Here is a 14,703-nt window from a genome sequence, read left to right as displayed (position 1 = left end):
TGGTTTCAGCATGAGGGCCGCCGTGGCGCCCACTGTGTGCAGCGCCTGATGCGTTCTTTATGCGGCGACTGTGAATCTGTATTGTCAATCGAACGCCCATGGGAAAAGTATCCGGGAACAACTGTCGGTCTGGCAGAGTGTCTTCCAAGTGCCATAGGAACCGGATAGAAAAGAGCGATGACATTGAATATCCCAAATATCCTGACGGTGATCCGTCTGATCGCGGCCCCCGGCGTCGCGGTAATGTTTCTCTTTTTTACGCGCCCTTACGCTGACTGGTTTGCGCTGCTGCTGTTTGTTGGTGCGGCCGCCACAGATTGGTTTGACGGCTATCTGGCCCGGCTTTGGGGGCAGGAAAGCAAGCTCGGTGCGATGCTTGATCCGATCGCGGACAAGGCGATGGTCGTGATCGCGCTTATGGTGATTGTCGGCTATTCCTCGATGTCGCCTTGGCTGGTTCTGCCCTCCACCATGATCCTCTTTCGCGAGGTGTTCGTATCCGGCCTTCGCGAGTTTCTGGGCGATACCGCAGGCACGCTGAAAGTCACGAAATTGGCCAAGTGGAAAACCACCCTGCAAATGGTCGCGATCGCGACGCTGTTCGCGCAGGGCGTGTTTGAGCATTACTTCGGAATGAACACGCTGGGCATGGACGGTGCCATGGTGCGCGAAATTCTGGAAGGGCGGCAAGAGGATCTCTTGGGATTGGACTGGAAGCTAAAAGGCATGATCTGGTCGGGCAATGCCGGGCTGATTTTGCTCTGGATTGCGGCCGTCCTGACGTTGATTACGGGCTGGGATTATTTCCGCAAGGCGATGCCCTTTCTAAAGGATGACGGCTGATGGATATCCTCTATTTCGCATGGGTGCGCGAACGGGTCGGCCTGCCACGCGAACGGATTGAAACGACGGCGGCAACCGTCGCTGATCTGGTTGAAGAACTGCGCGCACGTGAAGAACGCTATGCCGCGGCCTTTGCTGACCTCTCTGCGCTACGTGTTGCCGTTGATCAGGAACTAACCGATTTCGACGCCCCCCTTGCCGGGGCCCGCGAGGTGGCCTTCTTTCCTCCCATGACCGGGGGCTGAGATGACAATCCGCGTTCAGTCATCTCCTTTCGACGTGGGCGCTGAAACCAGTGATTTCGCTGCGGCCCAGACCGGCATGGGCGCGATTGTCACCTTCACCGGCGTCGTTCGCGACCTGCCCGGTGACGGGCTGGAGCGGATGGAGATCGAACACTATCCCGGCATGACCGAAAAGGCGCTCGCTGCCATCGCCGATCAGGCACAAACGCGCTGGTCGCTGGGCGGCGTGTTGATCATCCATCGCTATGGCACGTTGCGCGCGGGGGACCAGATCATGATGGTGGCCACAGCGTCGAAACACCGCGCACATGCGTTTGAAGCCGCCGACTTTCTTATGGACTACTTGAAATCTCGCGCGCCATTCTGGAAAAAGGAATACACCCGTTCCGGTGCTGAATGGGTCGCGTCCAAGGACGAAGACGAAGCCGCTCTTACCCGTTGGTAAACCGCTTCTTTCTGATATCAATACTCTCGGGGGGAGCGTTCAAAACCTTTTGGTTTTGAACGTGGGGGGCAGACAGCCCCCTGAACGCTGCGCGCGCGGATCCCCCTCAGGGCTTGGGCACCTCAAGCACCAACCCGTCCAGCGCCGCCCGCGCCACGATCTGACAGGACAGGCGCGACGCCGGGCGGCGGCGCTCAGCCTCGGTTACATCCAGCATTGCCTCTTCAAAATCCCCGATATCTCCGGTTTTCTCCACCCAGTCAGCGGCCACATATACATGGCAGGTGGCACAACTCAGGTTCCCGCCGCAGTCGCCCAATACGCCGGGCACATTGTGGGCCACGGCGGCCTCCATCATGTTGATGCCATCTGCCACATCAGCGCTGATGTCGCTGCCATCGGGAAGTTTCCACGTCACATGCATTGCTCTGCTCCTCAGACGAACCAGACATAGAAGTCGCGCAGCGCGTCGCCTTCCAGATCGCGGGTTTTCTTGACTTCCTTTGCCTTCATGAAGGCATGGTTTGCGACCAGATCGGCCCCCACTGCATTGGCCAAAACCGTATCTGCCATCAGATCAGCCACGGCGCCTTTCAACGAGGTGGCCGTGGTCTCTTTCGCGTCCCATTTCTCAAACCCGTCGCCGGTTTCCATCGCAGGCAGGTCATATCCGTTGGCCACGCCCAGCCGCGCTGCCTGCAAGACTGCCGCAACCGCCGTGTATGGGTTCGATGATGCATCTGCCATCCGATGCTCCAGCCGCGCCTTGGCGCCACCTTCGGACGAGATGCGCGTCGTCACGTTGCGATGATCACCGCCCCAGTTGCACAGGAAACCTGACAAAGACCCCGGTTGCAGCCGCTGATAGGAATTGGCCGTGGGTGCGATCAGCCCCGCCAAGCCCTTGTGATGGTGCAGCAATCCGGCGATGCATCCACGCGCCAGATCGTTCATGTGATCCGGGCCACCCACCGGCCCGCTGGACAATGCGTTGCCACCAGCCTCGCCCACGAACGAGAAATTCACATGCATGCCCGACCCACCAGCCTCGGCAATTGGTTTGGGCATGAAGGACAGCACCACACCGTGCTCCAGCGCGATCTCGCGTGCCATCAGGCGGAACAGCACGATGTCATCCACGGCTTTCACAGCGTCATCGAAGGTCAGCGTGTATTCAAACTGCGGGCTGTCATACTCGCTGGTGATCATATCCAACCGGAACCCCAACTCATCCGCCTTTTCCCAGATCGCATCGTTGAAGCGCAGCGGATCGCTGAACGGCCCCGTGCCATAAACATGCGCGCCGGGCGTGTCATAGGGCATCAGGCGGCCGTTTTCGTCCGCGACCAGCGCATAGGCCTCCAGCTCCAGCCCGACTTTCGGCGTCAGCCCCAGCGCCTTCCAATCACTCACCGCGCGTTTCAGCGCACCGCGCCCACACAGCGGCAGCGGCACGCCGTCGGTGTCATAAAGATCGCCGATCACGATCTTGGTGGCCCGGTCCCAGCTGTCGCGGATCTCGTCGCCCTTCCAGTGCAGCTCCATATCCGGCAGGCCCTGCATCATCATCGCGCCGGGGGCATCCAGCAGGTCCTTGTCGTAATGCACCCCAAAGGTCGAGCGGCAGAACCGTGTCGATCCATCGCCGATCTTCGACCCCGGCAGGTATTTGCCCCGCAGGATCGACAGGTGGTCACAATAAAGCGCGCGCAGGCGGGTGTTCATCTTGTCGGCTCCTAGTTGGGGACCACCCGCACGGGCAGCTCCTTGATCCCGCCCACGAAATTCGAGCGCAGGAATTTATGCGGGCCTGTGGCCTCGATTGATTTGATCCGTTTCGCCAGTTCCTGAAACAGCACCCGCACCTCCAGCCGCGCCAGCCACATGCCCAGGCAGATATGCGGCCCGCCCTGACCAAAGGCGAGGTGCTTGTTCGGACTGCGGCTCAGGTCCACATGGAACGGATCGGCAAACACGGTCTCGTCGCGGTTGGCGGACGAGAACCAGTATAGCACCTTGTCACCGGCGCGGATGGTCTTGCCGTGCATCTCCACGTCCTGCGTGGCGGTGCGGCGGAAATACAGCGCGGGCGTGGCCCAGCGAATGATCTCATCCGGCGCGGTTTCCCAGATATCCTCGGTCTGCATCTGGCGCAGCAATTCGGGCTGATGGCACATTGCCTGAATACCCGCCGCGATCGAATATCGTGTGGTGTCGTTGCCCGCCGCCACCAGAAGACAGAAGAAGTTGCGAAACTCTTCTTCGGTGATCACGCTACCATCCTTGCCCGGTTGCAGGATCAGGTGCAGCACGCCGTTGGTGTCACCTGCCGCAGACTTCTTTGCCATCAGCTCTTTGGCATATTGATACAGATCCGCCCCGGCGGGCGAGTTGAAGGGCATCATCCGAAACTCATCCGTGGTCATTTTGTCCAGCACATGGGTGGTGAAGTCGGGGTCGGTATTTGCGATCAGCGCATCGCCCTTTTCCACCAGCCACGGTAGGTCTTCTTCGGGGGTGCCCAGAATACGGCCCAGCATCCGCATCGGTAATTGCCGCGCAATCGCTTTGGTCGCGTCAAATTCGCGGGTTTCCAACACCTGATCAAGAATGTCGTCGCACAACTCGCGAATGTCACTTTCGAACTCTGCCACCACGGGTTTGGAAAACGCCTTGGCCACCTTGATCCGGGTCATCATGTGCTCAGGCGGATCGGTTTCCTGAAACGTCCGCCGGGCGAGGTATTCTTCGTAGGTCTGATCCTCCATCCGAATGCCACGAGCCGAGGAAAACACCGCCGGGTTGCGGTTCATCTCGGTGATGTCCTGATGCCGGGTGATCGACCAGAACCCTTGGCCTGCGTCCCACTCGGTCCAATGTACCGGGTCCTCGCGGCGCAGGCGGGCAAAGGTGTTGTGCGGCGCACCTGCGGCAAAGGTGTCGTGGCTGGTCAGATCGGCAAAACCATCATCCGTGGGCGTCCAGACCGTCATTTCGGCACCTCTTGTTGTTAACTTGTTATGCATATTAAAAGTGACTATAAATATGTAAAGAAGAATCTCAAAAGGTGCCTGATGCGGATCGCAATTTTGATGACCAACACGGATGACAGCCCGTTTTCCGATCAACATCCCAAGGATGGCGAGAAATTCACCGCATTGCTGCACCTTGCGCGTCCCGATTGGAAAACGCAGGTGTTTTCGGTCAAGGATGGTATCTTTCCAGACGACCTGAACGGTTTCGACGGCGCGATTATCACCGGCAGCCCGGCGTCGGTTCATGACAGCGATCCATGGGTTGCGCAGCTAATGGATCTGATCCGGCAGATGGTCGCCGACGGTCTGCCGCTGTTCGGGGCCTGTTTCGGGCATCAGGCGATCGCCTTGGCGCTTGGTGGCAAGGTCGAGCAGAACCCCGGCGGCTGGGTGTTTGGCCGGACAGAAAGCCAGATCGCCGCGCGCGCTGATTGGATGGCGGGGCTACCCGCCACGCTTGGGCTATATGCGGCGCATGTCGAGCAGGTAACGCAGCTTCCCAAGGGGGCGCGGATCCTGACGACCTGCGCGGCATGCCCGGTTGGTGGCTTCGCAATTGGCCACGCGGTGTACACAACCCAATATCATCCTGAAATGACCCCGGATTTCATCGCGGCCCTGACTGACGAGCTTGCTGACAAACTGCCTCCTGCCGTACTCACGCAGGCGCGCGCCTCTTTGACGGCCCCGGCCGACACGGTAGCTTTCGCTGAAAGCATCGCGCGTTTTTTCGAGCAGGCAGTGGCGCGCGACTAGCCCAGAGCCGCCAGCAAATCCAACGCAGTGACCTGATCGAATTGCACATGCCGGGCCATTGCCTCTTCGGCCTCAGGTGACTTGCGGGCCGTAATCAGCGTCGCAATATCACGGTGATCGCGGGCCGAAGCGGTAATGACACCGGTGTAATGATATCGCGCCCGGTAATACGCCATCAGCTTGCGGGCGTTCATCTTGATCATATCCAGCAGGAACGGATTGCCTGCGGCCTCGGCCACAACCCGGTGGAAATCCATGTTCAGTTGATAATACCGGTCTGGTTCGCCGTCGCCATAGGTCCGCGCATGGGTTTCGCAGGCCAGAACCGAGGCCTCCAGCGCGGCGGAATGGGCAGGTGACAAACGCCGTGCGGCCAACCCTGCGGCTTGCCCCTCCAGCTTTGCATGCACTTCCAGAATTGCCAGAAACTCTTCCAGGGTCGGTTTGAACACAACCGCGCCTTTGCGCGGCAACCGGCGGACCAACCCGGCGGTTTCCAGTTGGATCATGGCCTCGCGCACCGGGGTGCGCGACACGCCGTGGGTGTTGATCAGACTTTGCTCTTCGATCATGTCGCCGGGAGACAGGCTTCCCGCTTCGATCGCGCCCAGAATGGCGGCAATGATCGTCTCTGTCTGTCCGGCCATTGTCGCCTCAGCCCTTCCAATGGGCCAGCTTTGCCCGCGCCGCCTTGGCCAGCATCACCACATCGATGCCAACGGCCAGAAAGTTCGCGCCCCAGTCGCGGTAGGTCGCCGCCACGTCATCATCAATCGCCAGTATGCCCGCAGCCTTGCCCGCCGCACGAATGCGCGTCAGCCCGTCGCGGATCGCCTCTTGTACGGCAGGTTGCGAGCTGTCGCCAAGATACCCCATATCCGCAGCCAGATCGGACGGGCCGATAAAAACGCCATCGACGCCCTCGATCGCCAGAATATCGTCCAGGGCTTCCATCCCCTTGACGGTCTCGACCTGAGGCAACAGGCAGATTTGCGCGTTCGCGGTTTTGACGTAATCGGGAATATCCGAAAACCGCGAGGCCCGCGCCAGCGCCGCGCCGGACCCGCGGATGCCATGCGGCGGATAGCGCGTGGCGCGCACCAGATCGGCGGCCTGATCCGCGCTTTCCACCATCGGGATCAGCAGCGTCTGCGCCCCCACATCCAGCGCCTGTTTGATCAGCCATTCATTGCCCACGGGTAGGCGCACCACCGGGTGGGAATGCTTGCCCTCCAGCACCTGAAGCTGATGCATGATACTGCGCAGATCGTTGGGCGCGTGTTCGCCGTCGATCACCAGCCAGTCGAAGCCCGCGGTCGCCAGGATCTCGGTCGCATAGGGGTCGGCGAACCCGGCCCAGCAGCCATATTGCACCGTGCCTTGGGCCAGCGCGGCTTTGAATGTGTTGATCGGAGCGGGCATGTCAGGCGTCCTTCAGGGTCTTGGCGGTTTCAGTGATCACGTCATAGGCCAGCGTGATGTCGTCTTCGGTGCAATCGAACTGTCCGGCCTGAAACCGGATCACCAGCTTGCCGCCGGTCCGGGTTTGGGTCAGATAGATGCGGCCATCGTCGTTGATCGCGGTCAGCAGTTCAAGGGTGGCCGCGTCTGCGTCGGCACCTTGCGGCGTGACGCGGAAGGTGAACAGCGACAGAACAGGCTCGGTCACGATCTCGAAGTCTTTGGTTTGGCGAAGTTTTTCGGCCAGCGCCTGCGACCAGGTGACGTGATTTCGGATCATCTGGCGCAGCCCGTCCAGCCCGTAGGCGCGGATCAGGAACCACAGCTTCAGCGCGCGGAACCGGCGGCCCAGCGGCACTGACCATTCGGAATAGTTGATGATGCCATCGGCGCCGTGGGTTTTCAGGTATTCGGGCTGAATCGCCAGCGTGCGGGTCAGGGCCTCGGGGGATTTGACGAAATGGGCGGACAGGTCAAACTGGGTGCCCAGCCATTTGTGCGGGTTGAAGACAACCGAGTCCGCGGCCTCGATCCCGGCCCAAAGGGTGCGGTACTCGGGGCAGATCATCGCCGACCCGGCCCAGGCCGCATCGACATGGGAATACAGCCCGTATTTCTGCGCAATCGCGCAGGTGGCCGCGATGTCATCACAGGCCCCGGTGCCAGTGCCGCCGGTGCAGGCGATGACGCCGACCGGCAGGTAACCTTCTTGAATATCAGCAGAAATTTGCGCCTCCAGCGCCGCCGGATCCATCGCGCGCAGAGGGCCTTGGGTGGGGATGCGGATGAGATTGGACTGGCCGATGCCGGCGATCCAGATGGCGCGATCCACCGATGTGTGAACCTCGTTCGAGCAGTAGATCCGCAGGGTTTTCTGGCCGGGCAGGCCGTTGGCGTTGCCATCCCAGTTCAGCGCGCGTTCGCGCATCACCAGCACGGCGGCGAGGGTGGCAGAACTGGCGCTGTCCTGAATGACGCCCTGAAATTCGGCCGGAAGGCCCAGCGACTGGCGTAGCCAATCCATCATCCGGGTTTCCATTTCCGTGGCTGCCGGAGAGGTCTGCCACAGCATACACTGCGGTGCCATGGCGGTGACAAGATTGTCAGCCAGCACGGCGGCGGGCGCGGCATTCGAAGGAAAGTAGGCAAAGAAACGTGGGTGTTGCCAATGGGTTATGCCCGGAACGACGATGCGTTCGAAATCGGCGATGATGTCCTTGATCGGCTGCGCCTGATCGGGGGGCGCGGCGGGCAGGGCGGCCAGAACCTCGCCGGGTTTGGTCTGCGCGCGCACGGGTTTGTCACGCAGGCCCGCGTGATATTGCGCGGCCCAGTCGGCGGCCCATTTTCCCCATTTCGGAAATTCGCTCCAGCGCATGTCAGCCCTCCCAATGCTGTTAACATGTTAAGTTATACGCGGAGAAACGCCCCGGCAAGCGCAATCCAACACCACAGAAGTTGGGGGTCAAGACGGCAAAAAACGCGCGGCACACAACATGCACAGAGCATGCACATCCGATGCATACGCCGATGCGCCGGGCCTTGGCGCGGTATCAGGCCGCCGGGGGGGTGCCTTTTGCCGCGACAAGCGCCTGATGCAGTACGTCGCGGTCGCCGATGTGATTGGCGAGGATCAGGATCAGCCGTGCATTCAACGCGTCGCTGTCGGCCTTGCTAAGCCCGTCGTGGGTGGCCAGCAGATCGGCATAGAAATCATCGGGCGTGTCGATGTTGGGGGTCAGGATCAGGGGCATCACGATCACTCCTTGCCAATGGCGCGGCGGATCGCGGCGCGGGTTTCGGCCTCGTCAAAGCGGGGCCAGCGGGCGGCAACGTGCTGATCCGGGCGGATCAGATACACGGCACTGTCTGCCGCGCCCAAGTAGCGGTCGCGCAGCGCGGCGTCATCCGACGACAGCGCAAGGCGGGGGACGGTGATCCCGGCTTCGTCGAGCGTGTCGGGGGCATCGGCGTTGAGCGTCAGCAACGTGAACCCATTGCCAAGCGCGGACAGCAGGCTGTCACCGCCCAGCATCACATCGGGGCAGGCCGATCCGGGCCGGGTGCGGGCCGGGCCATCCAGCGCGTCGGCGGTGTTCAGCGGCGACCCGTCATAGGTGCAGGGCAGTGACAACCGCCCGGAATTGACCAGCGGGCGGGCAAAGGCGTGGTGTTCGCTGAGGTCCAGCACCGCATCACGGAACAGCCGACTGGTGTCCGATTTCGGCGTGATGAAATCGGTCGAGCGCGAGGAGTTCATGATGTTTTCCTGCGCGCCGTGCACGCGTTCGGTATCATAGCTGTCGAGCAGGGTTTCGGCGGCTTGACCGTCGATCACCAGTTTGAGTTTCCAGATCAGGTTGTCGGTATCCTGAAGGCCGGAGTTGGCGCCGCGCGCGCCAAAGGGGCTGACCTGATGCGCACTGTCGCCCGCGAAAAGCACGCGGTTGTGGCGGAATTTCTCCATCCGGCGGCATTGGAAGGTATAGATCGAAACCCATTCGAGATCGAATTTCACGTCCTCGCCCAGCATCGCCTTGAGCCGGGGAATGACGTTTTCGGGTTTCTTTTCGTGCTCTTTGTCGATGTCCCAGCCCAGTTGCAGGTCGATGCGCCAGACCCCGTCGGGCTGTTTGTGCAGCAGCGCGGATTGGCCTTGGTTGAAGGGCGGATCGAACCAGAACCAACGCTCGGTCGGGAAATCGGCGTCCATCACCACATCGGCGATCAGGAAGTTATCTTCGAACACGCGCCCGACAAAATCGAGGCCCAGCATCGAGCGGATGGGCGAGCCTGCGCCGTCGCAGGCGATCAGCCAGTCGGCCTCGATCTGATAGGGGCCGTCGGGGGTATCGATGTGCAGGGTGGTGTGATCGTCGTGCTGTTCGACGGCCGTCACCTTGTTGCGGCCGCGGATTTCGATCGGCGCGCCCTGCGCCTGAAGCGCGTGGGCGCGGTTCACCAGGTATTCTTCGAAGTAATACTGTTGCAGGTTGATGAAGGCCGGGCGTTTGTGGCCGTCTTCGGGCAGCAGGTTGAAGTCATAGACTTTGCGGTCGCCGAAGAAGACCTTGCCGAGGTTCCAGACCACGCCCTTGTCGACCATCGGCTGACCGCAGCCAAGGCGATCGGCGATTTCCAGCGTGCGTTTGGCAAAGCAGATGGCGCGCGATCCGAACGAGACCTTGTCGTTGTCGTCAAGCACGATCGCCTCGATCCCTTGCTGGGCAAGGTCGATGGCGGCGGCAAGGCCGATGGGACCGGCGCCGACGATCACCACACGGTGGCGTATGGCCTCGGGCGCGTCCTGATCGGTGCTGCGGGCATAGGGGTAGAGCGGGATTTCGAAGATCTTCTTCATGGTGTCTCCTCGGCGCCATGGGGCCGCATCACGGCGGGCGGCGGCCCCGGTGGTGGTCTGCCGCTGTGCCGTGATGCGCAGGCTTTGAGCGTGTCAGCCCTGCAATGCGTCCCACATTTCCAGATCGCGTTGGGCGGTCCAGATGCGCGGGGTGTCGATGCCGCGCGCTTCGTCATAAGCGCGGGCGACGTTGAAGGGCAGGCAGTGTTCATAGATCGCGTAATCGCCAAACTTCGGGTCGCATTCGGCGCGCACGGCGTCCCATGCTTCCTTCAGCGTGCCATTGCGGGCGGCGACGCGGGCGGCAGGGCGATAGGTGCTTTCGACGAAATCGCGGGTGTTTTCAATGGCAGCGTGCACCATTTCCTTGCCCACAAGGGCGTCGCCCCGGCCCGGTGCAATGGCATCAACGTCGAAAGACGCGATATTGTCGAGGGTGTTGCCCCAGTCGGCGAAATGGCCGTCACCACAATAGCAGGCCGAGTGGTATTCGACGATGTCGCCGGTGAACATGACGTTCTGGTCGGGCACATGGATGACGATATCGCCCGCGGTATGGGCACGCCCAAGGTGCATCAGGTTGACCTGACGATTGCCAAGATAGACGGTCATATCCTCGGTGAAGGTGGTGGTGGGATAGGTCAGGCCGGGGATGCTTTCATGACCTTCGAACAGGCGGGGGAAGCGTTGGAATTCGCTGTCCCAATCTTCCTGTCCACGCTCGACGACCATGGCGCGGGCGGCGGCGCCCATGATGACCTGTTGCGCGCCAAAGGCGCTGGCGCCCAGAACGCGGACGGCGTGATAATGGGTCAGCGCCACATGCGAGATCGGCTTGTCGGTGACGGTGCGCACGCAGTCGATCACCTTTTGCGCCAGACGCGGGGTGGCCTGTGCTTCGACGATCATCACGCTGTCGTCACCGATGATGACACCCGAGTTGGGGTCGCCTTCGGCGGTGAAGGCATAAAGCCCCTCGCCGACCTCGGTGAAAGAGATGGTTTTTTCGGTCATGTCCCCTTGGGACGCGAATGCCTTGGCCATTTGGGTGTTCCTTTAGCGTTTATATGGGTCGTCGAGGGCAGGCAGAACCGTGCCCGAGCAGTCACCAAAACCGATGGTATAGCCATCGCCATGGGCCGCGCCGCGCAGGGTCAGCGTGTCGCCATCCTCGAGGAAAGTGCGGGTATCGCCGGTGTCGAGCGTCAGGGGCTCTTTGCCGCCCCAGCTGAGTTCCAGCAAGCTGCCGCGTTCGTGTTTGTCCGCGCCAGAAATCGTGCCCGAGCCAAGCAGATCGCCGGGTGTCATCGGGCAGCCGCTGCTGGTGTGATGCGCCAGTTGCTGCGCGGCGGAATAGTACATTTCGCGGTAGTTGGTATGGGCGATCTCGGTCGGGGCCTTGCCTTTGGGGGCAAGGGTGACGCGCAGGTCGATGTCATACAGCATCGGGCCGGTGTCGCGCAGATGCGGCAGCAGTTCGAATTCACGCGCGGGGGCGTCGGCGCGGAACGGCTCCAGCGCGGCTTTGGTCACGATCCACGGGCTGATCGAGGTGGCGGTCGCCTTGGCCTGAAACGGCCCAAGCGGTTGGTATTCCCACGCCTGAATGTCGCGCGCCGACCAGTCGTTCAGCAGGACATAACCGAAGATATGCGCGTCAGCCTCGTCCACGGTGATCGGGCTATCCGAGGGCGTGCCGACAATCGCGCCCATTTCCAGTTCAAGGTCGAACCGGCGGCAGGGCAGGAAGGCAGGCAGATCGTGATCGGGGGATTTCAGCTGCCCCCAAGGACGGCGGATATCGGTGCCCGAGACCACAACCGACGAGGCGCGACCGTTATAGCCGATGGGAATATGCAGCCAGTTTGGCGGCAGCGCATTTTCGGCGCCGCGGAACATGGTGCCCACGTTGGTGGCGTGGTGACGACCGGCATAGAAATCGGTGTATTCCGACACAAGGAACGGCAGGTGCAGGGTGCCATCGGCCATCGGCACCAGAAGCGGTTCGGCCTGCACCTGATCGGCGCTGCCGGTGGACAGGATCTCAAACAGACGGGCGCGTAGGGCCACCCAGGTTTCGGTGCCCATCTCCATCACGTCGTTCCAGAATGGCACGTCGAAGACGGCAGCCTCATCAAGGGTGATCAGCCCGGCCTCTTCTGCGGCCTGACAGTCAAGGATCATATCGCCGATGGCCACGCCGCAGCGCGGCTCCAGCTCGTCGGTCGAGAATACGCCATAGGGCAGGTTGTTCAGCGGGAAGGGGCAGTCGGCGGTATTGGCCGAAGCCACCCAGCTTGTCTTGAGTCCGGTCACAGCAGTAGTTCCAATCCATCATATCCAAGGGTCACCGGCCCGTTCCAGACCGTCGCGCAACGTTGATACCAGTCTTCGGCAGTGAAGCGAGGGTCATCTGCCGGGATCAGGTGATTGAGCACCAGTTGGCCGACGCCCGCCGCCTGCGCAATGCGGGCGCAATCATCGGCTTTGGTATGGGCGGCGAACAGATGCGCCCGCAGCTTGTCGCCCAGCCCGGTTTTCTTCACGATCAGCTCGACCGCCTCGGGCAGCATCGCTTCGTGCAGCAGCACATCAGCCCCCTTGGCGAACTCCGCCAGCGGCGGGTGATAGGCGGTATCGCCCGACAGGGTCACGCTTTTGCTGCCGTCAAAGCGCAGGGCATAGCAATGCTGAAGCGGCGGATGCGGCACCCAAAGCGCCGACACCGCCAGATCGCCGGTCAGCACCGGCCCCTCGGCATAGGTCTGCACGCGGATCAGCTCGGTCAGCGGGGTGCGGCCCTCGTCCTCGACCCGGATCGCGATGTCATAGGCCAGCGATTGCAGAAAGCCCTGCCAATAGGCCTCGATCCCTTCGGGACCATAGAGGGTGACCGGCGTGTTCAGCCCGGTGGTCCAAGCGGTGTGGATCAGCGGGCCAAGTTCGAGGATATGGTCAGAGTGCAGGTGAGTGATAAAAATCAGGTCGAGGGTTTTGAGGTCCATCCCCGCCTCGACCAGAGCTTTGGTCACGCCCAGCCCGCAATCGACCACGACCCGTCGACCGTCCAGCTCGAGCAGGGTCGAGGTGGGCATTGCCCCCTTCGCCCGGATCGCCGGCCCGCCTTTGGTGCCCAGAAGAACGAGACGGTTCATTTGACCCCCGGCGTGCCGTCGAACTTCTTCTCGATCTCGTCCCAGCAGTCGATGTAATCGTCCTGCAGGGGGGCCTCGTTCGCGGCAAAGCCGGTCAGGTGCTGCGGAAAGCGGGTCTCGAACATGAAGGACATGGTGTTGTCCAGCTTTTCGGCTTTCAGCTCGGCGTTCGACGCGCCCTCGAACGCGTTCTTATCCGGCCCATGCGGCAGCATCATGTTGTGCAAGCTCAGCCCGCCGGGGATGAAGCCCTGCGGTTTGGCGTCATACTGACCATAGATATTGCCCATCAGCTCGGACATGATGTTCTTGTGATACCACGGCGGGCGGAAGGTGTTTTCAGCCACCATCCAACGCTCGCGGAACAGCACAAAGTCGATATTGGCGGTGCCCGGCACGCCCGATGGCGCTGTCAGCACGGTAAAGATCGAGGGGTCGGGGTGGTCGAACAGCACCGCGCCGACCGGGCAATAGGTGCGCAGGTCGTATTTCACCGGCGCATAATTGCCGTGCCAGGCGACCACGTCCAGCGGGCTGTGGCCGATCGTGGTCTCGTGGAACTGACCGCACCATTTGATGATCACGGTCGAGGGCGCGTCGCGGTCCTCGTACGCTGCCACGGGGGATTTGAAATCGCGCCGGTTGGCCATGCAGTTGGCGCCGATCGGGCCACGGCCGGGCAGCTCGAACTTCTGACCGTAGTTTTCGCAGACAAAGCCGCGCGCGGGGCCGTCCAGCACCTCGACACGGTACAGCAGGCCACGCGGGATGATCGCGATTTCCTTCGGCTCCAGATCAATGATCCCAAGCTCGGTGCAGAACCGCAGGCGGCCTTCCTGCGGCACGATCAAAAGCTCGCTGTCGGCAGAGAAGAAATACTGATCGACCATCGATTCTGTCACCAGATAGACGTGGCTGGCCATGCCGACCTGCGTATTCACATCGCCCGCGGTGGTCATCGTGCGCATGCCAGTCACCCAGGTCAGCGCCTGATCGGAATGCGGGACCGGGTCCCAGCGGTATTGGCCAAGGCTGATCACATCCGGGTCGACATGTGGGGCGGACTTCCAAAACGGTATGTCGATCTTGGCATAGCGGTTGCTGTGCTTGACCGAGGGGCGGATACGATAGCACCAGGTGCGCTCATTCTGATGGCTCGGCGCGGTAAAAGCGGTGCCACTCAACTGCTCGCCATACAGACCGTAATTGCACTTCTGCGGGCTGTTCATGCCCTGCGGCAGCGCACCGGGCAGGGCCTCGGTTTCGAAGTCATTGCCGAACCCGGGCATATATCCGGGCGTGGTGCCGGTGCTTGGCGCCTGCACAAAGGCACGCGGCAGTGTCTGATTATTCATGGCGAGTCCTCCTTGTGCTTGCGGTGTTAATGGTTGATTTTGTAACT

At 61.6% G+C, this 14,703-nt stretch carries 16 protein-coding genes; 4 read left to right on the top strand and 12 right to left on the bottom strand.

The annotated features are described in order from the left end of the window. Positions 1-177: 177 nt before the first annotated feature. Genes pgsA through BSF79_RS07715 form a run of 3 tightly spaced genes read left to right on the top strand, consistent with a single transcriptional unit; the run spans position 178 to position 1,533 of the window. Positions 178-843: a CDP-diacylglycerol--glycerol-3-phosphate 3-phosphatidyltransferase gene (gene pgsA / locus BSF79_RS07725; protein WP_090269285.1), complete on the top strand. Its 666-nt coding sequence runs from the start codon at positions 178-180 to the stop codon at positions 841-843. After that, entirely contained in the window at positions 843-1,088 is a 246-nt protein-coding gene (gene moaD / locus BSF79_RS07720) for a molybdopterin converting factor subunit 1 (RefSeq protein WP_090269284.1), read from the top strand. Before pgsA ends, moaD begins: the two co-directional genes overlap by 1 nt. Before the next feature lies 1 nt (position 1,089). Next, the gene (locus tag BSF79_RS07715; RefSeq protein WP_090269283.1) at positions 1,090-1,533 is read left to right on the top strand and encodes a molybdenum cofactor biosynthesis protein MoaE; all 444 of its coding nucleotides are present in this window, start codon (positions 1,090-1,092) and stop codon (positions 1,531-1,533) included. A 106-nt stretch (positions 1,534-1,639) separates the two neighbouring features. Here the strand turns inward: BSF79_RS07715 and BSF79_RS07710 are convergent, their stop codons facing one another. From BSF79_RS07710 to BSF79_RS07700, 3 genes are read right to left on the bottom strand one after another with little or no spacing between them, the layout of a single operon-like run. Continuing rightward, the gene (locus BSF79_RS07710; protein ID WP_090269282.1) at positions 1,640-1,957 is read right to left on the bottom strand and encodes a 2Fe-2S iron-sulfur cluster-binding protein; all 318 of its coding nucleotides are present in this window, start codon (positions 1,955-1,957) and stop codon (positions 1,640-1,642) included. An 11-nt stretch (positions 1,958-1,968) separates the two neighbouring features. Continuing rightward, positions 1,969-3,258 (bottom strand): type I glutamate--ammonia ligase, encoded by a 1,290-nt coding sequence (locus BSF79_RS07705; RefSeq protein WP_090269281.1) that lies wholly within the window; start codon positions 3,256-3,258, stop codon positions 1,969-1,971. Between the two features lie 11 nt (positions 3,259-3,269). Continuing rightward, entirely contained in the window at positions 3,270-4,526 is a 1,257-nt protein-coding gene (locus tag BSF79_RS07700) for a cytochrome P450 (RefSeq protein WP_090269280.1), read from the bottom strand. An 81-nt stretch (positions 4,527-4,607) separates the two neighbouring features. On the opposite strand from BSF79_RS07700, the gene BSF79_RS07695 reads away from it, so the two are divergent. Further along, on the top strand, positions 4,608-5,324 hold the full coding sequence (locus tag BSF79_RS07695) for a type 1 glutamine amidotransferase (protein ID WP_090269475.1): 717 nt from the start codon (positions 4,608-4,610) through the stop codon (positions 5,322-5,324). Here the strand turns inward: BSF79_RS07695 and BSF79_RS07690 are convergent. From BSF79_RS07690 to hmgA, 9 genes are all read right to left on the bottom strand, one after another. Continuing rightward, positions 5,321-5,971 carry a GntR family transcriptional regulator gene (locus tag BSF79_RS07690; protein WP_090269279.1) on the bottom strand — a complete coding sequence of 217 codons (651 nt, stop codon included), beginning with the start codon at positions 5,969-5,971 and terminating at the stop codon, positions 5,321-5,323. The two genes, BSF79_RS07695 and BSF79_RS07690, sit on opposite strands and share 4 nt — an antisense overlap. A 7-nt stretch (positions 5,972-5,978) precedes the next feature. Then, entirely contained in the window at positions 5,979-6,746 is a 768-nt protein-coding gene (locus BSF79_RS07685) for an HpcH/HpaI aldolase family protein (protein ID WP_090269278.1), read from the bottom strand. A 1-nt stretch (position 6,747) separates the two neighbouring features. Next, positions 6,748-8,163: a pyridoxal phosphate-dependent decarboxylase family protein gene (locus BSF79_RS07680; protein ID WP_090269277.1), complete on the bottom strand. Its 1,416-nt coding sequence runs from the start codon at positions 8,161-8,163 to the stop codon at positions 6,748-6,750. 175 nt (positions 8,164-8,338) lie between these two features. Beyond that, the gene (locus BSF79_RS07675) at positions 8,339-8,539 is read right to left on the bottom strand and encodes a DUF2783 domain-containing protein (RefSeq protein WP_090269474.1); all 201 of its coding nucleotides are present in this window, start codon (positions 8,537-8,539) and stop codon (positions 8,339-8,341) included. 5 nt (positions 8,540-8,544) lie between these two features. Next, on the bottom strand, positions 8,545-10,146 hold the full coding sequence (locus tag BSF79_RS07670; RefSeq protein ID WP_090269276.1) for an FAD-dependent oxidoreductase: 1,602 nt from the start codon (positions 10,144-10,146) through the stop codon (positions 8,545-8,547). A 93-nt stretch (positions 10,147-10,239) separates the two neighbouring features. Continuing rightward, the gene (locus BSF79_RS07665; protein ID WP_090269275.1) at positions 10,240-11,190 is read right to left on the bottom strand and encodes an MBL fold metallo-hydrolase; all 951 of its coding nucleotides are present in this window, start codon (positions 11,188-11,190) and stop codon (positions 10,240-10,242) included. Between the two features lie 12 nt (positions 11,191-11,202). After that, positions 11,203-12,462, bottom strand: coding sequence for a fumarylacetoacetase (gene fahA / locus BSF79_RS07660; protein ID WP_090269274.1), 1,260 nt, complete (start codon positions 12,460-12,462; stop codon positions 11,203-11,205). Beyond that, on the bottom strand, positions 12,459-13,301 hold the full coding sequence (locus BSF79_RS07655; RefSeq protein WP_090269273.1) for an MBL fold metallo-hydrolase: 843 nt from the start codon (positions 13,299-13,301) through the stop codon (positions 12,459-12,461). The genes fahA and BSF79_RS07655 overlap by 4 nt, the downstream gene beginning before the upstream one ends. Beyond that, a complete protein-coding gene (hmgA, locus tag BSF79_RS07650; protein WP_090269272.1) occupies positions 13,298-14,656 on the bottom strand; it encodes a homogentisate 1,2-dioxygenase in 1,359 nt (452 codons plus the stop codon). The genes BSF79_RS07655 and hmgA overlap by 4 nt, the downstream gene beginning before the upstream one ends. Positions 14,657-14,703: the final 47 nt, after the last annotated feature.

Source organism: Thalassovita taeanensis, assembly GCF_900110775.1.
GTDB classification, from domain to species: domain Bacteria; phylum Pseudomonadota; class Alphaproteobacteria; order Rhodobacterales; family Rhodobacteraceae; genus Litorimicrobium; species Litorimicrobium taeanense.
Note: the sequence above shows the minus strand (reverse complement) of the source record. Positions and strands in the feature narration are given on the sequence as shown.